The sequence below is a fragment of the Blastococcus sp. SYSU DS0541 genome (assembly GCF_054050875.1).
The window spans coordinates 190,780-211,966 of record NZ_JBJHAD010000001.1 but is presented as its reverse complement, the minus strand read 5'-3'; the positions used below and the strand labels follow the sequence as shown (position 1 = coordinate 211,966).

The following is a 21,187-nucleotide window of genomic DNA, read 5'->3' as shown; positions in this document are numbered from 1 at the left end:
GGCGCCTCAGCGGCCCGCGGCGTCCAGGGCCGGCCGGGACCGGTCGGGCACGGGCGGGACCGGCGGCGCGTCCTCCTCCGGTGCGGAGCGGAGCAGGCGCAGCAGCAGCAGGACGGCGGCCAGCAGGTAGACCGGCGTGCCGGCGGCCCACAGGACGGCGCCGGCGACCTGCTGGTCGGCGACGGGGTCGAAGCCGTGCTCGGCCGCCGTCCCCACGTACACCCCGTACCAGGGGGTGGACGAGAGCATCATGACCCCGCCGAGCACCGCCTCGCCGAACGCCGGCACCAGGACGGCGACCAGCCCGGCCACCAGCTGGCCGAGCCGCCGGCGCGGCACCCGGAGCACGCACCACCAGAAGACGGCGGCCGCGGTGAGGAACGTCAGGTGCTCGGCGACGTGGAGGACCTCCGAGCGGACGGCCGCCTCGTAGGCCCCGGGCAGGTGCCACAGCAGGACCACGGTGAGGTAGCCACCAGCAACGCCGAGCACCACGGCCGGGCGGCGCGCCCACCGGACCACCGCCGCCCACGGTGCCGCGACGACCTCGCGCGCCGGGGGCGGCAGCGCCGCGAGCACGCGCGGGACCGGGTCGGCGAGCACCAGCAGCGGCGCGGCCACGATGGTCAGCAGCAGGTGCTGCACCATGTGCGCGGCGAGGGAGTCCTCGGCGAGCTGCTCCAGCGGTGACGCCAGGGCGGCACCGAGCGCGGCCAGCGCGAGCAACCAGGCGGCACCCGGGCCGGCGACCGCCCACGGGGAGCGGCGGCGGGGGGCGGACCAGGCGAGCAGGCACGCGTAGCCGAGGGCGGCCAGGCCCAGCACCGCGATCGTCGCCCAGGACCAGCCGCCGTCCCCGCCCAGCGGGTGGGCGAGCGTGCTCGCCGGGAGCGGGACGCCGCTCACCGCGCGCCCTCGGTGTCGACGACGTCGACGACCGTGTGCATACCTGCGGCGTGGTGCCCGGTCACCGTGCACCAGAGCTCGACGCGGTCGTCGGCCGACACCGCGAAGGTCAGCTCGTGCGCCTCACCGGGGTCGAGCACCGGGGTGACGGCCCGCTCGTCGCCGTCGACGCGGACGGCGAGGTCGTGCGGCGCGGCGCCGGTGTTGGTCACGACGAGCCGGATCTCCCCCGCGGCCAGCGGGCGGCCCTCGGTGAGGACGTCCCACTCGGTCAGCCCGACCCGCTGCTCGGCCCCCGGTGGACCCGGTGCCGCCGGCGGGGCGTCGGCCGTGCACCCGGTGACGGCGGCCAGGAGCACGAGCGGGAGCAGGGCTCGTGCGGGGCGCGCGGTCACGGCTCCCCCAGCAGTTCCCGCACGGCGTCGGCGGCCGGGTGCTCGGGGGCCAGCTCCAGGAAGCGCCGCAGGGTGGGGCCCGCCGCCGGATCCCCGAGGGCGTGCTCGGCGGACCCGAGCATCAGGAGCGCCTCCGGGTGCTCGGGCGCCGCGGCCAGGACGGTCCGCACCAAGGGGACGGCCTCGTCCGGCCGCTCGTCGCGGAGGAGCGCGAACGCCAGCGACAGCACCACCGCGAGGTCCTGCGGGCGCTCCTCGAGCACCGCCCGGTACGCGGTCGCCGCCTCGGCGAACCGGCCCGCGTCGTCCAGCGCCCGCGCCTGCCGGAGCAGCTCGTCGGCGAGGTCGGCGGCGACCGCGCCCTCCTGGGCGGACGGCACGGCTGCCTGCTGCGGCCCGGCGGCGGCGGGTGCGAGCACCCGCGGGACGGCGACCACGGCGACCGCTGCCACCGCCGCGACGGCGACCACCGGGACGAGGACCGCGGGGCGCGGCAGCCACGCCCGCCGATCCGGCGCCGGGACGGGCGCCGCGTCGTCCTCCGCGGCCGCGGTACGCGCCCGCTCGGGCCCGGGCGAGGCCAGCCGCAGCACCTCCGCCAGCAGCTCGTCCTCGGCGGTGCGGGCATGCGCACCCCGCGGCCCGGACCGGACGTCGTCGAGCAGCTGCAGGGCCGCCTCCAGCCGCTCGTCGTCACCGGAGCCGGTCAGCCGGTCCCGGCGGGCCAGGGCCGCCGTCTCCGCGGCCTCGGCCGCACTCCGCTCCGCGTCGGTCAGCACCGGCCGGCCGGCCGGCCGGCGGCGGGAGACCAGGACGCCGACCGCGACCGCCCCGCCGAGCAGGGCCGCCCCGGGAAGCACGACCAGCGCCCAGCCCACCCCCTCCCGCGGCGGGTCGAGCAGGATCCACTCGCCGTAGCGGGCCGCGAAGTGCGCGCGGATCTCCTCGGGGCTCCGGCCGGCCGCCACCTGCTCGGCGATGACCGCGCGCATCCCGCGGGCCGCCGGCGCCGCCGAGTCCGCCGCCGACTCACCGGCGCAGGTGGGGCAGCGCAGCCCGGCCGCGACCTCGCGCGCGGTCGCCGCCGGGTCGGCGCGCCCCGCCGGCTCCTGGCGCCACCACAGGGCGGCGACAAGGGCGAGGGCGGCCAGCACCACGGCCAGGACCCGCAGCCGGCCGCTCACCCCTCCTCCAGCCGCGGCAGCACTTCCTCCGCCAGCCACTCGGGCGAGACCGGGCCCACCCGCCGCGCGACGACCGTGCCGTCGCGGTCGACCACGAAGGTCTCGGGCACGCCCGTCGTCCCCCACTCGACCGCCAGCCGGCCGTCCGGGTCGGCCACGCTCGGGAAGGAGGTCCCCCCGACACCGGCGAGGAACTCCCGCGCGGCGGCTCCGTCGTCGTTCACGTCGATCCCGACGAGCCGGAGGCCCTCCGGCCCCCACTGCCGCGCCGTCTCGACCAGCAGGGGCATCTCCTCCCGGCAGGGGGCGCACCAGGACGCCCACACGTTCACGAGCACGACCGAGCCGCGCAGCTCCGCGAGGTCGAGGTGCCCGCCGTCGAGCGTGGCGCCCGACAACGCCGGGGCGGGGCCGCCGACCATCGCCGTGGCCGACGCCCCCCGGGGGCGGTCGAGCGCGAGGGCCAGCGGGACCAGCAGCGCCAGGCCCACCAGCAGGGCGGGGACCAGCAGCAGCCACCGCCGCCGGCCGCTCACCGCTCACCCGACGGCAGGCTCGGCACGGGGGCCTCCGACGGTGCGCGGTCGCGCCGGGCCCGGCGGGCGGGCCACCCGGCGATCACGGCCCCGAGGGCCATCACCGCGCCGGCGATCCAGAGCCAGGAGACCAGCGGGTTCACCGCGATGCGCAGGAGTGCCCACCCGCCGTCGGGATCGACCTCGGTGACGGTCAGGTAGACGTCGCCGGCGGGCGTGGAGCGGACCGCCGGCGAGGCCACGGTGATCGAGTGCGCCGGGAAGGTCCGCAGCTCCGGCTCGGCCGTGCCGCGGGCCGTCCCGTCCTCGGCCAGCGCCACCCGGGCGACCACGCGCATCTCCTGCGCGGTGCGCTCGCGCCCGACCGACTCCAGCCGCGCCGTCCACCCGGCCGCCGCCACGGCCTCCCCCACGTCGACACGCTGCTCCGTGGCGGTCGCGAAGGACGAGGACGCCGCGACGGCGACCGCGGCCAGCGCCACCCCGACGTGCACGACCAGCCCGCCGTGCAGCCGCCGCCGGCGGCGCACGGCCTCCAGGAGGGAGCCCGGCCACGACCGGCCGGTGGTCCGTCGCGCGACGCGGGCGCCCTGGGCCACCAGCTGGACCGAGGTGGTGAGCACCAGGGCGGCCAGGCCGAAGGAGGTCAGCGCCGCGGCCCCGTGGACGCCGAGCACGACGAGCAGCGCCACGGACGAGACGGAGACGGCGACCGGGCCCGCCGCCCGCCGCGCGAGCGCCGGCACCGAGTCACCGCCCCACGACACCAGCGGCCCGAGGGCCATGAGGAGCAGGACGACGAGCGCGACCGGCACCGCCATCTGGTTGAAGTACGGCGGGCCGACCGAGACCTGGCTGCCGTCGGCGAGCTGGGCGAACACCGGGAACAGCGTGCCCAGGAGCACCGTGAAGGCCAGCCCGACCAGCAGGACGTTGTTGCCCAGGAACACCGTCTCCCGGGAGAGCCGGGCGTGCAGGGTCCCGTCGGGCCCGAGCCGGTCGGCGCGCCACACGAGCAGCACCGCGACGGTGACCAGGACGACGCCGATGAACCCCAGGAGCAGCGCGCCCAGGGACGACCGGCTGAAGGCGTGCACGCTGTCCACGATCCCGCTGCGGGTGAGGAACGTGCCGACCAGCACGAGCACGAAGCCGGCCACCGCCAGGCAGACGTTCCACACGCGGAGGGTGGCCCGGCGCTCCTGCACCATCGCCGAGTGCAGCAGCGCCGTGGCGGTCAGCCAGGGCAGCAGGGAGGCGTTCTCCACCGGGTCCCACGCCCAGTAGCCGCCCCAGCCCAGCACCGCGTAGGACCACCACGCGCCCAGGACGATGCCCAGGGTCAGGAAGGTCCAGGCCACCAGCGTCCAGCGGCGGACGGCCAGCAGCCAGCCGCGCCCGGTGTCGCCGGTGACCAGCGCCGCGACCGCGTAGGAGAAGGGCACCGCGAGCCCGACGTAGCCCAGGTACAGCAGCGGGGGGTGCGCCCCCATCAGCGGGTTGTCCTGCAGCAGCGGGTTGGGGCCCGGGCCGTCGGCCGGCGCCGGGGACACCCGCTCGAACGCGTTGCCCCCGAAGAGCGCCAGCGCGAAGAAGAAGACGGCGACCACCGAGAGCGTCACGAGCACCCAGGGGTGGTGACGGGCGGCCCGGGCGTCCGGGCGGCGCGCGACGGCGGCGGCGTAACCGGCGAGCACGACCAGCCAGAGCAGCAGCGACCCCTCCAGCGCCGACCACAGGCTGGTCACCGTGTAGTACAGCGGGACGGCGCGGCCGCCGTTCTCGGCCACGTACCGCACGCCGAAGTCGTGCGTCAGCAGCGCCCACTCGAGCACCGCCGCGGCCGCCAGTGCCGCGCCGAGCACGGCGTAGGTCAGCCGCCGCGCGGAGCCGGCCGACGCGCGGCCGGAGGCGACGCCCACCCAGGCCGCGACGGACGTGGCCGCGAGGACGAGCCCGGAGGCCAGCGAGGCGGTCCCGAGCAGCGCCGTCACCCGGCCTCCCCGGCGGGCCGGTACTCGTTGGAGTGCTTGACGAGGACGACGTCGCCGACGAAGACGCCGTCCCCCCGCAGCCAGCCCTCCACCACGGCGCCCTGCCCTTCGGCGAAGACGGCCGGCAGGGCGCCGGTGTACACGACGGGGAGGGTGCCGACGCCGTCGGTCACCGTGAAGCGGGCCTCCGCGCCGACGCGCTCGAGGCTGCCCACCTGCACCAGGCCGCCCAGGCGCAGCCGCTCGTCCTCCGGCGGCGGCTCCGCGAGCACCTCGGCCGGCGTGCGGTAGTAGACGAGCGTGTCGGCGAGGCCGCTCACCCCCAGCAGGGCCAGCGCGCCGGCCACGGCCCCGACCACGACGAGGAGCCGCACCGAGAGGGCGCGCCGCCGCGCCGCCGGCCGGGTCACCGGCGCTCCCGCCCGGGGCGGGTGGCCCACAGGTACCCCGCCCAGACCAGCACGGTCAGCAGGAAGCCGAGGACCACCGCCAGCTCGCCGGTCACCGCCGCCCCCCGGGGACGACGGTGATCACCGGGGCGGACCCGCCGGCCGGCTCGGCCGCCGGCTCGGAGGCACCCGCCCGCAACCCCGCCACCCGGCGGCGTACCACCAGGACCGCCAGCAGGGTGAAGGCCGCGACACCGGCCGCCAGTGCCCAGGCCATCGTCGGGTCGATCGGCGGGCTGCCGTCGGGGCCGAGCACGGTGGGCGGCTGGTGCAGCGTGCGCCACCACACCACGGAGAAGTGCACCACGGGCACGTTGAGGAAGGCGACGACGCCGATGGCCGCGGACCGGCGGGCGGCGACGTGCGGGTCGTCGGCCATGCGGCGCACGCCTAGGTAGGCCACGTAGACCAGCAGCAGCACCGCCGTCGTCACGAGCCGGGCGTCCCACGTCCACCAGACCCCCCAGACCGGGCGGCCCCAGAGCATGCCGAGCGCGATCGCCAGCGCCGTCAGCCCCACCCCCAGCTCGGCGGCGGCCTGGGCGTACCGGTCCCAGCGGAGCTCACGGCGCACCAGGTAGGCGGTGCTGCAGACCAGGACGGTCGCGAACGCCAGGTAGGCGACCCAGGCCGCGGGGACGTGCACGTACATCAGCCGCTGGGCAGGGCCCTGGACGGCGTCCTCGGGGGCCACGACCAGCGCCAGGACCAGGGCGGCCACGGTGGTCCCGCCGGCGGCCGCGGAGAGGAGCCCGTCGCCGGGCACCGTGGTCCTGCGCACGCGCGCTCCTCCTGTCGAGCGGCTCCCGATCGGGCGGGCCCGGGAACGGCTGGGTCGGCGGGGACGACGGCCAGCCTCTCACTCCTCGAGGAGGAAGGGGAAGACGGCCCAGGCGGTCGCGCCGGCGACCAGGTCGTAGGCGACGAGCAGGGCGAGCCACGGGAGGGGCTCCGCGGCGAGTCCGGCCTGCGTCCCCGCCAGGAGCGCGGGGAGCCCGGCGGGGAGGACCAGCGCGGCGAGCAACCCTGCCCCGCGCGCCGACGCCGTCAGCAGGGCGCCGAAGACGGTGGTGCTCGCCGCGACCCCCGCCAGACCGAGCACCGCGGCGACGCACCCGGCGGCGGACACCGTCCCGTCGAGCAGCAGGACGGCGAGGAGGGTCCCCGTGGCCCAGGTGACCGCCAGCGCCGTCCAGACGACGGTCGCCTTGGCCAGCAGCAGCACCCCGGGCGGGACGAGGCCGCGCAGCAGGTCCCAGGAGTCCTCGTCCCGTTCCGCCGCCGCGACCAGCCGGGCCAGCGGGACGGCGGCGGTGAGCACCAGGAGCCAGACCAGCCCGGGGGCCGCCGTCCGCAGCGCTGCGGGGTCGGGGCCGAGCACCAGGCCCCCCAGGACGACGCCGGCCGCCACGAACGGCAGCACCGACGCGAAGCCGTCGACCCCGCCCAGGGCGACCCGGGCATCCCGCCGGACCAGCACGGCGAGGGTGCGCAGCGCGCCGGCGGGGAGCACCCGGTGCCGCGCTCCGCCCCGGCCGCTCACCCGAGCACCGTCGCGGCGCCGCCGACGAGCTCCAGGCGGGCGTCGACCGGGCCGAGGTGCGCGGCGACGTCGGCCCCCGCGACGAGCACCGCCGACCCCTCGACGGCCAGCGCCCCGACGGTCCGGCGCACCGCCTCCCGGCCATCGGCGTCGAGGTGCTCCATCGGCTCGTCGAGGCACACCACCGCCGGGGCGGCGACGCGGGCGACGGCCAGGGTGACCCGCGCGCGCTGGCCCGCCGAGAGGCGGCCGGTCTCGTGGTGCCACACCTCCTCGGGGAGGCCGCAGGCGGTCAGAGCGCCCGCCGCGGAGGTCGCCGGGTCCGCCCGCCCGGCCAGGGCGCCGGCGAAGGCCACGGCCTCCAGCGCCCGCTGCCGGCGGCGCGCCGCCGCACCGGGTCGCAGGTAGAGCGCCCGCCCGGTGACCGAGCGGGTGCCCGACGTCGGCTCGACCAACCCGGCCGCGATCCGCAGCAGGGTGGTCTTGCCCGCACCGTTCCCCCCGGCGACGACGCAGACCGCCCCGGCCGCGAGCCGCAGCGTCAGGGGGGCCAGCGCGGTCCGGCCCCCGTAGCGGCGGGTCACCTCGTGGAGGGCGAGCGCGGGCGGGTGCACGCCGCCGGGGCCGTCGGTGCTCGACTGGGTCATCGTGGCCAGGATCGTGCCACCGGGCCCGCTCCCGGGGCCGCGGTGCTGCGGTTGTGCGGCGTCGCCGAGCCGCTAGGGTCGGGGAGGACCGCAGCGGGGGCGCCCGGGGGGCGTGCCCGTCCACCCGCCACGGAGGTCCGCGATGGTGCCTGCCGAACTCGCTCCGGTGGCGGCACCGGAGCCGGGCTCGGTGCTCGATCCGGTGGGTCCCGAGGCGGCGCAGATCGCCGGCCTCACCTGGTTCATGATCACCCTGGGCGGGCTGCTGTGGCTGCTCACCGTCGTCTTCCTCGTGCTGGCCCTGCGGCACCGCGCGCACCGGGAACCGCGCGCCTCGGACCGTGGCGCCAAGTCGTTCATCGCTGTCTGGGGCGTGGTGGTCCCGATCGTCGTCCTGCCGATCGTCTTCGCCTACAGCCTCGTGGTCGGCGTGGACATCTCCCGCCCGCCGCCCCCCGGGGAGCTGACGGTGGAGGTCGTCGGCCACCAGTTCTGGTGGGAGGTGCGCTACCCCGAGGCCGACGTCGTGACGGCGAACGAGATCCACGTGCCGGTCGGCCGGCCCGTCCGGCTGGAGATGACGTCGGCCGACGTGATCCACAGCCTCTGGATCCCACCGGTCGCCGGCAAGCTGGACCTGCTCCCGGGCCAGACCAACACGCTCTCGTTCCGGGTCGACGAGCCCGGCAGGTACCTGGGCGAGTGCGCCGAGTTCTGCGGCATCCAGCACGCCCGCATGCAGTTCGTCCTCGTCGCCCAGCCCGCCGAGGAGTTCGCCGAGCACCTCCGCGCGCTGCAGGCCACCACCGCCGAGCCGGTCGGCGAGCTGGCGGAGGCCGGCCGCGAGGTGTACCTGGCGGCGGGCTGCGGCCAGTGCCACCGGATCGAGGACGTCAGCGAAGGTGCCGACTTCGCGCCCGACCTGACCCACCTGGCCACGCGCGACACCATCGCCGCCGGGATGCTGGAGAACACCCGCGGCAACCTGGCCGGCTGGATCCTCGACCCCCAGGGCCTCAAGCCGGGCGTGCGCATGCCGCCGAACAACCTCTCCGGCGCAGACCTGCAGGCGCTGCTGGCCTACCTGGAGAGCCTCGAGTGACCGCGCTGCAGGATCCCCCCGCCACCGAGGACCGGCTGGCCGCGACCTGGGCCACGCCCCCCGGGGCAGCCGGCTGGTTCACGGCGCTGAACCACAAGCAGGTGGCCCAGCGCTTCCTGGTCACCGCGTTCGTCTTCTTCGGCCTGGGCGGCATCCAGTCGGTGCTGATGCGCTGGCAGCTCGGGAGCGCCGAGAGCACCTTCCTCGACGCGCAGACCTACAACGAGCTGTTCACCATGCACGGCACGACGATGATGTTCCTGTTCGCCGTGCCCGTGGGCGAAGCGTTCGCGATGTACTTCCTGCCGCTGATGCTGGGCACCCGCGACCTGCCCTTCCCGCGGCTGACCGCGTTCGGCTGGTACATCTACGTGCTCGGCGGGATCTTCCTCTACAGCAGCTTCCTGTTCGGCCAGGTCCCCGACGGGGGCTGGTTCGCCTACACACCGCTGACCGGGCCGGAGTACTCCCCGAGCGCCTCGATCGACTTCTGGCTGCTCGGCGTGACGTTCGTCGAGATCGCCACCATCGCGGGCGCGATCGAGCTGGTCGTCCTCATCCTCCGCAACCGCGCGCCGGGCATGAAGATCAGCCAGATGCCGCTGCTGGCGTGGAACGTGCTGGTCACCGGCATCGCCGTCATCTTCGCGTTCCCGCCGCTGGTGATCGCCAGCGTGCTGCTCGAGCTCGACCGCAAGATCGGCACGCACTTCTACGACCCGGCGGCCGGCGGCGAGTCGCTGCTCTGGCAGCACCTCTTCTGGTTCTTCGGCCACCCCGAGGTCTACATCATCCTGCTGCCGGGGCTGGGCATCGTCTCCACGATCGTGCCGGTCTTCGCCCGCAGCCGGATGGTCGGCTACAGCCTGATCGCGGTCTCGACGGTCGCCATCGGCGTCCTGTCGTTCGGCGTGTGGGTGCACCACATGTTCGTCACCGGCATCCCACAGCTCGGGCTGGCCTTCTTCTCGCTGGCGAGCCTCTTCATCCCCATCCCGAGCGCCATCCAGATCTCGGCGTGGATCGCCACCATCTGGCAGGGCCGGGCGGTGTGGAAGACACCGATGATGTACGTCGTCGGGTTCATCGTGATCTTCGTCCTCGGCGGGGTCACCGGGGTGATGGTCGCCTCCGTCCCCTTCGACACCCAGGCGCACGACAGCTACTTCGTCGTCGCCCACTTCCACTACGTGCTCATCGGCGGGATCCTCTTCCCGGTGCTGGCCGCCATCCACTTCTGGGTGCCCAAGATGACCGGCCGGCTGCTCGACGAGCGCATCGGCAAGGTCGGGTTCTGGCTGACCTTCATCGGCTTCAACGTGACGTTCTTCCCCCTGCACATCACCGGGCTGCAGGGCATGCCGCGCCGCGTCTACACCTACGCCGAGAACACGGGGTGGGAGACCACGCAGGCCATGGCCACGTGGGGCACGGTCGTGCTCACGCTGGGCCTGCTCATGACGCTCGGGAACGTGGTCGTGTCGGCGCGCGGCGGGGAGCGCGCCGGCGACGACCCGTGGGGTGGGGAGACCCTGGACTGGTACGCGAGCTCGCCCCCGCCCGCCTACAACTTCCGCGGCATACCGGAGGTAGCGAGCCGGTCGCCGCTGTGGGACACGCGGCCGTTCCGGCCGAAGTACGACCCGGCCACCTGGCAGGACGAGCTGCGCGAGCCCCGCGCCCCCGTGCGGCAGGTCGTGCTGACCAGCGTCCTCGACGCCGCACCCGAGGAGCTGGTCACGCTGCCGCAGAAGTCGTGGTGGCCGCTGCTGATGGCCTCCGCGCTCACCCTCGCGCTCATCGGCACCATGATCGACGTCTACCCCGTCGCCCTCACCGGCGTGCTCGCCGCCGTCGTCGTCGGCGTGGTCTGGGTGTGGGACAGGCAGGACCAGCCGTGAGGACCAGCGGGCACGCCGGTGAGGCCGCTCCCCGTCCGGCCCCGCACATCGCGCGGGGCACCGGGTGGTGGGGGATGCTGCTGCTCCAGCTCGTCCTGGTGTCCATGCTGGCGGCGCTGGAGTTCTCCTACTTCTACCTGCGCGACGGGTTCGACACCTGGCCGCCGGACCCGACCCCCGCCCCGGCGCTGGGGCTGACCGCGGTCGCCACCGGGCTGCTGGTCCTCAGCGCCGTCCCGGTGGCCGCGGTCCACCTGGCGGCGCGGGCCGGTCGCGCCGACGGCCGGGGCGCCGCCGCCCTCGCCACCGCTGTCGTCCTGGGGGTGGCGTTCCTGGTCGTGCAGTTCGCCGACTACTCCGCGAACGACGTCGACCCGCAGCGCGACGTCTACGGCTCCCTCTTCCTCGCCCTCGCCGGCTTCCACCACCTCAACGCCGCCCTGGCGCTGCTCGGCCTCGGCATCGTGCTCCTGCGCGTCCGCTCGGGCGGCATGCGGCCGCGGGAGCAGGAGATGACGGTGACGGCCGCGCACTACTGGTACTTCGTCGTCTGGTCCTGGATCGTCGTCGCCGCCACCCTCTACCTGACGCCGAGGTTCTGGTGACCGCCGCGACCCCCGAGACGAAGCGAGCCGCCGGCCGCCCGGTCCTCTTCTGGTTCGGTGTCGGTGGCGGTACGGCAGCCTGGCTGGCGCACCTGCTCGTCGGCTACTGGTCCATCGAGGCGACCTGCCCCACCGAGGGCCTCGCGCTCCCCCTCTTCCTCGTCGTGCTCACCGTGGTGCTGACGGCGGTGGCCGCGGCGGCGACGTGGGCATCGTGGTGGGCGATGCGGCATCTGCCGCCCCAGGCGGAGTCCGCCGCGGTCCCGGGTCCCGAGCCCCGGCCGCTGCTGCCGTGGAGGCGGCGGAGGGACCCGGAGGAGGCGCCCCCGGCCGGCGCCTGGGACCCGGTGCCCGGCCCCGCGCGCAACCGGATGCTGGCGCTCACCGGCCTCACCATGAACCTGCTGGCGATCGGGCTCATCGCGCTGGCGCTGCCGCCCGTCCTCGCGTACGGACCGTGCTGGTGAGCGGCCACCGGCGGCCGGGCTCGCGGCTGGGGGCGCTCGCGGTCGCGGTCGCCGCCCTCAGCGCGTGCACCGGCACCACCGGGGATGCCGAGGGCTCGGTGGAGGCCGGTCGCGTCCTGCTCGGCGAGTATGGGTGCGTCGCCTGCCACCAGGTGCCGGGCGTCGCGGGCCCGCAGGGAAGGGTCGGTCCCCCGCTGGGCACCATCGTCGACCGGCGGACCGTCGCCGGGACGCTCCCCCACACGCCGGAGAACCTCCGGGCCTGGATCCAGGATCCGCAGGAGATCGAACCGGACAGCCTGATGCCCGACCTCGGCGTCACCGACGACGACGTCGAGGACATCGTCGCCTACCTGTACTCGCTGGGGTCACCGTGAGGGCGCACCCGCCGGGGCGCCCGGCGCGCTGGGTGCTGGTGCTGGCGTTGGTCCTCACCTGCGCCGCGCTGACCCTGGTCACGGCGCCGGTCGAGGCCGCCCCCGCCCCGGAGCCACCGGCCGAGGAGCTCACGGCGGGCGGCACGATCTACCAGCGGTACTGCGGGATCTGCCACAACAACGACGGGACCGGCATCCCCGGGACCGGGGTGGAGGCCGGACCCGACCTCCGCGGGCTGCCGGTGGCCTACGTCGACCTGGTCATCCGCACCGGGCGGATGCCGATCCTGCACCGCGAGGTGGGGGCCGTGGAGGAGCGGCTCACCGACGCCCAGCGGGTCGCGGTGGTGGCCTGGATGACCGAGGAGTTCGGGCTGGAGGGCGCGGTCCCCGAGGTGGGCGACGGCGACCCCGGCCGCGGTCAGCCGCTCTGGCTGACCAACTGCGCGCCCTGCCACAGCGCCGCGGGCAACGGCGGCATCTCGGCCGACGGGACGATCGCCCCGGAGGTGACCGGCGTCGACCCCACCGGGATCGTCGAGGCCCTCCGGGTGGGCCCGTTCGAGATGCCGAGGTTCGGCGACGAGGTGCTCAGCGAGCAGGACGCCGCCGACATCGCCGCCTACGTGCAGGACCTGTCCGACGCGGAGACCACGCCGCTGGGCATGTCCGACATCGGGCGGGTGTACGGCGCCGCCTTCACCGCGCTGCTGGCCCTGGCGATGGTGGGGGCGTTGTTCCTCGTCGCCCGGCGGGGCCGGCGGCCGGCCGTGCGGTCCGAGGGGCCACCGGTGGACGAGACGGAGGAGACGGAGGGACCCAGGCCGTGACCGGTACCGAGGCTCCGCCCGGCACCGGCCGGGACCGGCTGCGCCGCCCCGTGCCGATCGGCGTGGGCGCCGTCGCCGCCGGCCTGCTCGTCGCCTTCGTCGCCGGGGTGTTCCTGGGCTGGTCGACGGCGGCGCTGGGCCTGACGCTGACCGGTGCCCTGCTGGGTGCGGCCCTGCTGTTCGGCCAGGTCGGCGGTCCGGCGGCGCAGGAACTCGCCTGGCCGGACGAGCGCCGGCCGGGCGCTGCGCCGGTGGCGGCCGCCGCGGGGGCCGCCGTGAGCACCCCGGTGCGCCGGCGCCGGGTCCTCGGCGGTCTCGGGGCCCTGGTGGTCGCCGCCCTCGCCGGCGTCGGGCTCCTCGCCTGGTCCGGGCGGGACCGGGGACCGGGGACGGCCTGGCGGCGCGGGGTCCACCTGGTCACCGCGGAGGGGCAACGCATCCGCGCCGCCGACGTGCCGGTGGGCGGCTTCGGCACGGTGTGGCCGGAGGGTGCGGTCCGCGCCGACCTGTCGGCCGTGGTGCTGGTCCGCCTGGCGACGCAGGAGGCGGAGCCCCCCACGGTGCTGGAGTGGGTGGTCGGTGACCGCCTCGTCGCCTACTCGAAGATCTGCACCCACGCCGGTTGCCCCGTCGGCCTGTACCAGGAGGACAGCGACTCGCTGTTCTGCCCGTGCCACCAGGCGACGTTCGACGCGGCGCGGGGGGCGGTGCCGACGTTCGGCCCGGCCTCCCGCCCCCTCCCCCAGCTCCCTCTCGGGGTGGACGACGACGGCTTCCTCGTGGCGACGAGCGGGTTCCGGACGCCGATCGGGCCGGTGCGCGGATGAGCGTGCAGGAGAGCCCCGCCCGGCCGCGGTGGCTGCGCGAGCTCATCGTCCCGACGCACTGGTCGTTCCTGCTCGGCCCGGTCGCGGTGGTCTCCTTCGTGGTCCTGCTGCTGACCGGCCTGGTGCTGACGTTCTTCTACCAGCCCTCCACCGAGCTCGTGGAGTACGACGGCTCGGCCGCCCTGTACGCCGGCCGGGAGCTGCCCGCGGCCTTCTCCTCGGTGGTCACGATCAGCGAGGACGTGCCCGGGGGGCTGCTGCTGCGGCGGGTGCACCGCGCGGCCAGCTACCTGTTCGTGGCCGCGCTCCTGCTGCACGTGCTGCGCGTGCTGCTCGCCGGCGCGTTCCGGGGGCGCAGGTTCACGAACTACCTGGTCGGGCTCGTGCTGCTGGCCCTGGCCCTGGGCCTGGGCTGGACCGGTCAGAACCTCGTCTACGACGTGGTCACCGGCAGCAGCGTCCGGATCGGCTACACGATCGCGGCGAGCATCCCCTACGTCGGCACCGAGCTGGCCGACCTGGCGTTCGCCGGGCCCGACGTCGACGACGTCGTCGGCCGGTTGTTCTGGCTGCACGTCCTGCTCCTGCCGCTGGCCTTCCTCCTCGGTCTGGCCCTCCACCTGTGGCTGGTCGTCCGGCACCGGCACACCGTGCTGCCGCAGCGCAGGGGGGACGACGGCCGGCTGGTGGTGGTCGTGCCCAGCGGTGCGGGGCTGCGGTCGCGCGCGGGGCTCCTGGCGGTGCTCGTCTGCGCGCTCGTGGTCCTCGCGGCCACGCTGGTGCCCTTCGGCGACGTCACGCACATCGGCCCGTTCCTCCCCGGCGTCGCGGGCAACGACATGTACCCCGACTGGTACCTGTTCCCGATGGAGGGGGCGATCCTGCTGCTCCCCGCCGTCGAGGTCACCGTGCTCGGGGCGACGATCACCAACCCCCTGCTCGGCGGGGTGCTGCTGCCGGTGGTCCTCGGCGGAGCAGCCGTGCTCTACCCGCTGCTGGAGCACCTGTTCCGGCCCCGCCCCTCCGCCGAGCAGGACCTCAGCGAGCACCCGTTCCGCGCCCCCGTCCGGGTCGCCTTCGTCACGCTGCTCGCGACCGTCACGGTGCTGACCTCGCTGGGCGCGGCCAGCGACGTGCTCGCCCAGATCACCGGCGCACCCGTCACCACCGTGATCGCCATCCTGCGGGTGGCGTTCGTGGCCGCACCACCGGTGCTCGCCCTCCTCGCGTACTGGTACGCCCGGCGGCGGTCCGGGCAGCTACCGGCCTGAGCCGCTCACCGGAGGACTCGACGGCCGGTGACTCAGTCGATCCGGAGCTCCTCGAGGTCGGCCTCGCGGAGGGCCAGGCCGAGCCCCGGTGCGCCCGGGTCGGGGCGGACCCGTCCCCGGCGGGGCTCGGGAGCGCCGTCGAACAGGCGCGCCTCGAAGCGCTCGTGGTCGTGGAACCACTCCAGGTGGCGCAGGTTGGGAGTCGCCAGGCCGAGGTGGGCGTGCAGCGCGGGAACGCAGTGCGCGGAGACCTCGAGCCCGTGCCCCCCGGCGAGCGCGGCCGCGCGCAGCCACTCGGTCACCCCGCCGCAGCGGCTGGCGTCCACCTGCAGGCAGTCGACGGCGCCGCCGCAGAGCACGGTGAAGTCCTCGATCCGGGCGGCGTACTCACCGGCGGCGACGTCGCAGTCCAGGCTGCGGCGCACGAGCGCCAACCCGTCGGGGTCGTCCGAGGAGACCGGCTCCTCGAACCACACGACGCCGAGCTCGTCCAGCGCGCGGCCCACCCGGACCGCCTGCTTCACGGTGTATCCCCCGTTGGCGTCGACGAGCAGCGCCACCTCGTCCCCGACCATCTGCCGGGCCAGCCGGGTGCGCGCCAGGTCGCGGGCGACCGCTTCCCCCCAGGACTCCCCGATCTTGATCTTCACCCGGTCGAAGCCGCGATCCAGCCAGCCCTCGAGCTGCTCGCGGGTGGCGGCGTCGCCGTAGCTGGTGAACCCTCCGCTCGCGTAGACCGGCGACTCCTCCCGCACGGCGCCGAGGAGGACCGCCAGCGGCACGTCGAGCAGCCGCGCCTTGAGGTCCCAGAGGGCGACGTCGACCGCGGAGATGCCCATGGCGACCAGCCCTCGCACGCCTGCGTTGCGGGCGGCACGGGCCATCGCGTGCGCGGCGGCCTGCGGGTGCAGCGCCGACCTGCCCTCCACCACGCCGGCCAGCAGCCCCCGGACCACCGCCGCGGCCGCCGCATCGGCGTAGGTCCAGCCGGTCCCGGTGCGGCCCCCCGCACGCGCGCGCACCACGATCGCCGTCGTCGCGTCCCACTGCAGCGTGCCGTCGGCCTCGGGTCGGTCGGTCGGCAGCCGGTAGACGGCGACGTCCACCGCCTGCACGGGGACCTCCGGGACGACCGTCACGGCCGCGCCCCTGCCCGCGCGCGCCGCACGGCCGAGGCCACGACCCCACCGGCGACCCCGCCCACCGCCGCCAGCGTGGCCGCCTGCGCGAGCCGGCCAGGCGGCCGCGCCGTCGGTGCGAGCGCCCGCTCCGGGTGGTCCTCGAGCCGCGCACCGGAGACCAGCCCGGCCAGGGCCTCGACGACGTGCACGGCCCGGCGGCCGGTCTCCCCCTGCTCGACCTGGGTGCGGCAGCTGAAGCCGTCGGCGAGCACGACCGCCCGGGGGTCGCCGGCCCGCACCGCCGGCAGCAGGACCTGTTCGCCGCAGGCCATCGACACCTCGTAGTGGCCGCGCTCGAAGCCGAAGTTGCCGGCCAGCCCGCAGCAGCCGGAGTGGAGCACGTCGGCGTCGAAACCGGCCTTCGCCAGCAGCCGGCGATCCGCGTCGAACCCCATGATCGAGTGGTGGTGGCAGTGGGTCTGCACCATCGCGGCGCGGTCCGCCGCGGGTGGCGTCCAGTCGGGTGCGCGCTCCTCCAGGAGCTCGGCCAGCGTCCGGGTGCGGTCGGCCAGCAGACGGACGTGCTCGTCGTCCGGGAGGAGCTCGGGGGCGTCGGAGCGGAAGACCGCGGTGCAGCTGGGCTCCAGGGCCACGACCGGCATGCCGTCCGCCAACGCTGGTCCGAGCGCCCGTGCGGTCCGTCGCAGGACGCGGGCGGCGGTCGCCAGCTGCCCCGTGGAGATGAGGGTCAGCCCGCAGCAGAGCTCCTGGTCCGGCACCCGGACGGTGAAGCCGGCGTCCTCCAGCACCGTCACCGCCGCGTGGCCGACGTGCGGCTGGAAGAACTCGGTGAAGGTGTCCGGCCACAGGAGCACCTCCCCGCGCTCCCCCGACCCGCGCGGCCCCCGCTCGCGGTACCAGTGCGTGAAGCGCTGCGGGGCGAACAGCGGCAGCTCGCGCTCCGGGGTCACCCCGCCCACCGCCTTGGCCAGCGCCCGCAGGCCGGGCGCGTGCGTCAGCGCGTTCGCCGCGCGCGGGGCCAGCGCGGCGACCCGGGTGACCAGCGGCAGCCAGCCGAGGGAGTAGTGGGTCCGCGGGCGGAGCCGGCCCGCGTAGTGGTGGGAGAGGAACTCCGCCTTGTACGTCGCCATGTCGACGTCGACCGGGCAGTCGCTGCGGCAGCCCTTGCAGGCCAGGCACAGGTCCAGCGCGTCGTGGACGGCGGTCGAGCGCCAGCGGTCCGGGATCAGCTCACCCCGCATCATCTCGAACAGCAGGCGGGCGCGACCCCGGGTGGAGTGCTTCTCGTCCCCGGTGACCTGGTAGCTCGGGCACATCACCTGCCCGGAGGCGACGTCCAGCGAGGACCGGCACTTGCCGACGCCGACGCAGCGCGCGGCTGCGTGAGCGAAGGACCCGTCGTCCTCGGGGTAGCCGAAGGCCACCTCGGGCTCCCAGGCCGGGTAGTCCGCGGTCATGCGCAGGTACGAGTCGAGGGGATAGGGCGCCACGACCTTCCCCGGGTTCATCCGGTCGTCGGGGTCCAGCAACGCCTTCACCTGCCCGAAGGCCGTCACCAGCTCCGGCGAGAACATCCGTGCCAGCAGCTCGCCGCGCACCTGGCCGTCGCCGTGCTCGCCGGACATCGAGCCGCCGTACCGCGTGACCAGGTCGGCCGCGTCCTCCAGGAACGACCGGTAGGTCTCCTCCCCGCCGGGCGCGCCGAGCGGGAAGGGGATCCGGAGGTGGACGCAGCCGTGACCGAAGTGGCCGTACAGCGAGGACGGCGTGAGGCGGTGCCGGTCGAGGAGCGCGGCAAGGTCGGCCAGGTAGTCCCCCAGCCGCTCCGGCGCGACGGCGGAGTCCTCCCAGCCGGGCCAGGTGTCGGGCGCGTCCGGCGGATGGGCGGTGGCGCCGAGCCCGGACTCGCGGAAGGCCCACATGTCGGCCTGGTCCCCGGGGTCGTCGAGCACCAGGACCTCCGGCGGCTCGTCCGCGGACCGCACGTCCTCGACCAGCCGCGCCATCCGCCCGGCCAGGTCGTCCTCGTCGCCGGCGAGCTCGACCAGCAGCCAGCCGCCGCCGTCCGGCAGCTTCTCCAGCGCCCGCGGGTTCATCCCGAGCTCGTCCTGGTTGCGGCGCAGCACCTCGTCGACGCCCTCCAGCCGGTGCGGCCGGTGCCGGAGCACCCGGGGCACGTCCCGACCGGCGGCGACGACGTCGGGGTAGCCCAGCACCGCCAGCTGCCGGGCGCGGGGCAGCTCCGACAGCTGCAGCTCCGCCTGCAGCAGGGTCACGAGGGTGCCCTCGCTGCCGACCAGCGCCCGGGCGACGTCGAAGCCGTTCTCGGGCAGCAGCGCGTCGAGGTTGTAGCCGGACACCCGCCGCGGGATGCGGGGGAACCCCGTGCGGATCTCGGCCAGGTACCGGTCCCTCAGCTCGCGCAGCCCCCGGTGGACCACGGCCGGGCGGCCGCCGGCGCGCAGGATCTCGGCGTACTCCTCGTCGCTGGTCGGGCCGACCCACATCCGCGTGCCGTCGGCCAGCAGCACCTCCAGCCGGGAGACCCTGTCCACCGCCTTGCCGTACACCTGCGCCGAGGCGCCGCAGGCGTTGTTCCCGAGCATGCCGCCGACCGTGCACGCCCAGTGGGTGGCCGGCTGCGGTCCCCAGGTGAGCCCGTGCTCGGCCAGCTCGGCGTCGAGGTGGTCCAGCACCATCCCCGGCTCCACGACGCAGGTCCGCTGCCCGGTGTCGACCGAGACGAGCCGGTCGCAGTGCCGGCTCCAGTCCAGGACGACGGCGGCGTTCGTCGTCTGCCCGGCCAGGCTCGTGCCGCCGCCGCGGGACAGCAGCGGGACGCCGTGCTCCCGGCAGACCGCCGCCGCCTCGACCGCGGCCTCCACCGTGCGCGGCTCCACGACGCCCAGTGGTGGGATCCGGTAGTTCGACGCGTCGGTGGAGTAGGCGCCGCGGGTGCCGTCGTCGAAGCGCACGCCGCCGTCGACCCGGCGGCGCAGGTCCGCCTCGAGGCCCGCGACGTCGACCCGGTCGGGCCCGGCCGGGTCCGGCGGTCGGCTGGTCGGCGGTGGGAGGTCGGTGACCGCCATGGGTCAGCTCCGACGCGGGAGGAACTCCTGGATCTTGGTCTTGGCCCCCGTCTTGACCACTCCCCAGGCGTCCTCGTCGCCCTTGAACAACGACTTCGCGGTCTCGGTCATCTGCTCGAGGGTCGCGTGCGGCGGGATCGGCGGGACGTCGGCGTCGCAGTGCACGTCCAGCACCGCCGGACGGCCCGCCGCGAGGGCCCGGTCCCACGCGGGACCGATCTGGTCGGGGTCGTCGACGGTGATGGCCTCGAACCCCAGCCCCGCCGCGAAGTCCGCGAAGGAGACGTCGGGCAGGGTCTGCGACTCGGCGAGCTTCGGGAAGCCGCCCATGGCCCGCATCTCCCAGGTCACCTGGTTGAGGTCGTTGTTGTGCAGGACGGCCACGACCAGCCGCGGGTCGGTCCACTCCTGCCAGTAGCGGGAGACGGTGATGAGCTCGGCCATGCCGTTCATCTGCATCGCCCCGTCGCCGACGAAGGCGATGGCCGGCCGGTCCGGATGGCCGAACTTCGCACCGATGGCGTAGGGCACGCCCGGCCCCATCGTGGCCAAGGTGCCCGACAACGAACCCCGGTTGTCGGGACCGAACCGCAGGTGCCGGGCATACCAGTTGGCCGCCGACCCGGAGTCCGCCGTGATGATGGCGTTCCCGGGCATCCGGTCGTTGAGCTCCCAGAACAGCCGCATCGGGTTGACCGGGTCCGCATCGGTCATGGCCCGCATGTGGATGGTCTCCCACCAGCGCCGGACCCCGTCCTCGATCCCGTCGCGCCAGGAACGGTCGGACTTGCGTTCCAGCAGGGGGATCAGCGCGCGGAGCGTCGTGGCGGCGTCCCCCACGAGGTTCAGCTCGTACGGGTACCGCATCCCGATGAACGTCGCGTCGTGGTCGATCTGGACGCCCCGGGCCTGGCCGTACTCGGGGAAGAACTCGCTGTAGGGCAGGTTCGACCCGACCGTCAGCAGCGTGTCGCAGTTCTCCATCATCTCCCAGGTCGGGCGGGTGCCCAGCAGGCCGATCGACCCGGTCACGAACGGCAGGTCGTCGGGGAGCACGTCCTTGCCGAGCAGCGCCTTGGCGACGCCGGCGCCGAGGATGTCGGCGACCTGGACGACCTCGGCGCGGGCGCCGCGCGCCCCCTGCCCGATCAGCATCGCGACCTTGCTCCCGCTGTTGAGCAGATCGGCCGCCGCCCGGATCGACGGGTCGTCCGGGACCACCGTGGGCGTCGAGGTGTGCACGCTGCTGGAGGGCACCATCTTGTGCTCGTGCGTCGGCGGGCTGTACTCGAGCTCCTGCACGTCGGCCGGGATGATCACGGCGGTGGGCGCGTGCTCGGCGGCGGCGATCCGCATGGCCCGGTCGATCACGTTGGGCAGCTGCTCGGGCGTGTTGACCACGTGGACGTAGTGGTGGGCGACGTCCTTGAACAACGACAGCAGGTCGACCTCCTGCTGGTAGGAGCCGCCCATGGCGCTCCGGTCGGTCTGGCCGACGACCGCGACCACCGGGACGTGGTCGAGCTTGGCGTCGTAGAGACCGTTCAGCAGGTGGATCGCACCCGGGCCCGAGGTGGCCAGGCAGACACCCACCCGGCCGGTGAACTTGGCGTACCCAACCGCCTCGAAGGCGGACATCTCCTCGTGGCGGGACTGGACGAACTGCAGCCCGTCCTGCTTGCCGAAGGCCTCGAGGATGCCGTTGATCCCGTCACCGGGATAGGAGAAGACCTTGGTGACGTCCCATTCCCGGAGCCGGTCCAGGAGCACGTCGGCGACAGTCTGGCTCATGGGAGATCCTCCCGTTGGGTTGCACCGTCGCCCTTCGCGCTACCCGGCGGGCGGGGGTGGAACCGAGGCATGACTTTACGATCGGATGACCGTGTCCCCCGTCCGGGACCGGACCGCCCGAGCTCGAACCA

The 21,187-nt window shown here is 75.3% G+C and carries 20 protein-coding genes; 8 read left to right on the top strand and 12 right to left on the bottom strand.

Translation table 11 applies throughout. The annotated features are described in order from the left end of the window. Positions 1-6 precede the first annotated feature (6 nt). The 9 genes from ACI794_RS00965 to ACI794_RS00925 all read right to left on the bottom strand — a co-directional run bounded on the left by ACI794_RS00965 (position 7) and on the right by ACI794_RS00925 (position 7,654). On the bottom strand, positions 7-906 hold the full coding sequence (locus tag ACI794_RS00965; protein WP_456615497.1) for a cytochrome c oxidase assembly protein: 900 nt from the start codon (positions 904-906) through the stop codon (positions 7-9). Beyond that, complete coding sequence (locus ACI794_RS00960) at positions 903-1,301, bottom strand: hypothetical protein (RefSeq protein ID WP_456602069.1); 399 nt, start codon at positions 1,299-1,301, stop codon at positions 903-905. The genes ACI794_RS00965 and ACI794_RS00960 overlap by 4 nt, the downstream gene beginning before the upstream one ends. Beyond that, positions 1,298-2,485 carry a cytochrome c-type biogenesis protein CcmH gene (locus tag ACI794_RS00955; protein WP_456602068.1) on the bottom strand — a complete coding sequence of 396 codons (1,188 nt, stop codon included), beginning with the start codon at positions 2,483-2,485 and terminating at the stop codon, positions 1,298-1,300. The genes ACI794_RS00960 and ACI794_RS00955 overlap by 4 nt, the downstream gene beginning before the upstream one ends. Continuing rightward, complete coding sequence (locus tag ACI794_RS00950) at positions 2,482-3,021, bottom strand: TlpA family protein disulfide reductase (protein ID WP_456602067.1); 540 nt, start codon at positions 3,019-3,021, stop codon at positions 2,482-2,484. Before ACI794_RS00950 ends, ACI794_RS00955 begins: the two co-directional genes overlap by 4 nt. After that, positions 3,018-5,015: a heme lyase CcmF/NrfE family subunit gene (locus ACI794_RS00945; RefSeq protein ID WP_456602066.1), complete on the bottom strand. Its 1,998-nt coding sequence runs from the start codon at positions 5,013-5,015 to the stop codon at positions 3,018-3,020. The genes ACI794_RS00950 and ACI794_RS00945 overlap by 4 nt, the downstream gene beginning before the upstream one ends. Then, on the bottom strand, positions 5,012-5,425 hold the full coding sequence (locus ACI794_RS00940) for a cytochrome c maturation protein CcmE (protein WP_456579254.1): 414 nt from the start codon (positions 5,423-5,425) through the stop codon (positions 5,012-5,014). The genes ACI794_RS00945 and ACI794_RS00940 overlap by 4 nt, the downstream gene beginning before the upstream one ends. Before the next feature lie 91 nt (positions 5,426-5,516). Continuing rightward, entirely contained in the window at positions 5,517-6,245 is a 729-nt protein-coding gene (gene ccsA / locus ACI794_RS00935) for a cytochrome c biogenesis protein CcsA (RefSeq protein ID WP_456602065.1), read from the bottom strand. A gap of 78 nt (positions 6,246-6,323) precedes the next feature. After that, positions 6,324-7,007: a heme exporter protein CcmB gene (locus ACI794_RS00930; RefSeq protein ID WP_456615496.1), complete on the bottom strand. Its 684-nt coding sequence runs from the start codon at positions 7,005-7,007 to the stop codon at positions 6,324-6,326. Then, the gene (locus ACI794_RS00925; RefSeq protein WP_456615495.1) at positions 7,004-7,654 is read right to left on the bottom strand and encodes an ABC transporter ATP-binding protein; all 651 of its coding nucleotides are present in this window, start codon (positions 7,652-7,654) and stop codon (positions 7,004-7,006) included. Before ACI794_RS00925 ends, ACI794_RS00930 begins: the two co-directional genes overlap by 4 nt. Positions 7,655-7,796: 142 nt before the next feature. Between ACI794_RS00925 and coxB the strand changes: the two genes are divergently transcribed. The 8 genes from coxB to ACI794_RS00885 are packed head-to-tail and all read left to right on the top strand — an operon-like array spanning position 7,797 to position 15,034. After that, positions 7,797-8,756, top strand: a complete 960-nt coding sequence (gene coxB, locus ACI794_RS00920; protein WP_456615494.1) for a cytochrome c oxidase subunit II — start codon at positions 7,797-7,799, stop codon at positions 8,754-8,756. Then, positions 8,753-10,657: a cytochrome c oxidase subunit I gene (gene ctaD / locus ACI794_RS00915; protein ID WP_456615493.1), complete on the top strand. Its 1,905-nt coding sequence runs from the start codon at positions 8,753-8,755 to the stop codon at positions 10,655-10,657. The genes coxB and ctaD overlap by 4 nt, the downstream gene beginning before the upstream one ends. Further along, positions 10,654-11,262 (top strand): cytochrome c oxidase subunit 3, encoded by a 609-nt coding sequence (locus ACI794_RS00910; RefSeq protein WP_456602060.1) that lies wholly within the window; start codon positions 10,654-10,656, stop codon positions 11,260-11,262. Before ctaD ends, ACI794_RS00910 begins: the two co-directional genes overlap by 4 nt. Further along, entirely contained in the window at positions 11,259-11,729 is a 471-nt protein-coding gene (locus ACI794_RS00905; RefSeq protein WP_456615492.1) for a hypothetical protein, read from the top strand. Before ACI794_RS00910 ends, ACI794_RS00905 begins: the two co-directional genes overlap by 4 nt. Next, positions 11,726-12,106 (top strand): c-type cytochrome, encoded by a 381-nt coding sequence (locus ACI794_RS00900; protein WP_456579262.1) that lies wholly within the window; start codon positions 11,726-11,728, stop codon positions 12,104-12,106. Before ACI794_RS00905 ends, ACI794_RS00900 begins: the two co-directional genes overlap by 4 nt. Further along, a complete protein-coding gene (locus ACI794_RS00895; RefSeq protein WP_456615491.1) occupies positions 12,103-12,936 on the top strand; it encodes a c-type cytochrome in 834 nt (277 codons plus the stop codon). Before ACI794_RS00900 ends, ACI794_RS00895 begins: the two co-directional genes overlap by 4 nt. After that, on the top strand, positions 12,933-13,763 hold the full coding sequence (locus tag ACI794_RS00890) for a QcrA and Rieske domain-containing protein (protein ID WP_456602057.1): 831 nt from the start codon (positions 12,933-12,935) through the stop codon (positions 13,761-13,763). The genes ACI794_RS00895 and ACI794_RS00890 overlap by 4 nt, the downstream gene beginning before the upstream one ends. Beyond that, positions 13,760-15,034: a cytochrome b N-terminal domain-containing protein gene (locus ACI794_RS00885; protein ID WP_456602056.1), complete on the top strand. Its 1,275-nt coding sequence runs from the start codon at positions 13,760-13,762 to the stop codon at positions 15,032-15,034. Before ACI794_RS00890 ends, ACI794_RS00885 begins: the two co-directional genes overlap by 4 nt. A gap of 32 nt (positions 15,035-15,066) precedes the next feature. Here the strand turns inward: ACI794_RS00885 and ACI794_RS00880 are convergent, their stop codons facing one another. The 3 genes from ACI794_RS00880 to ACI794_RS00870 are packed head-to-tail and all read right to left on the bottom strand — an operon-like array spanning position 15,067 to position 21,056. Further along, a complete protein-coding gene (locus tag ACI794_RS00880; protein WP_456615490.1) occupies positions 15,067-16,173 on the bottom strand; it encodes an enolase C-terminal domain-like protein in 1,107 nt (368 codons plus the stop codon). Continuing rightward, positions 16,170-19,265 carry an FAD-binding and (Fe-S)-binding domain-containing protein gene (locus ACI794_RS00875; protein ID WP_456615489.1) on the bottom strand — a complete coding sequence of 1,032 codons (3,096 nt, stop codon included), beginning with the start codon at positions 19,263-19,265 and terminating at the stop codon, positions 16,170-16,172. The genes ACI794_RS00880 and ACI794_RS00875 overlap by 4 nt, the downstream gene beginning before the upstream one ends. A 3-nt stretch (positions 19,266-19,268) precedes the next feature. Beyond that, a complete protein-coding gene (locus tag ACI794_RS00870; RefSeq protein ID WP_456602053.1) occupies positions 19,269-21,056 on the bottom strand; it encodes a thiamine pyrophosphate-requiring protein in 1,788 nt (595 codons plus the stop codon). Between the last annotated feature and the right edge of the window lie 131 nt (positions 21,057-21,187).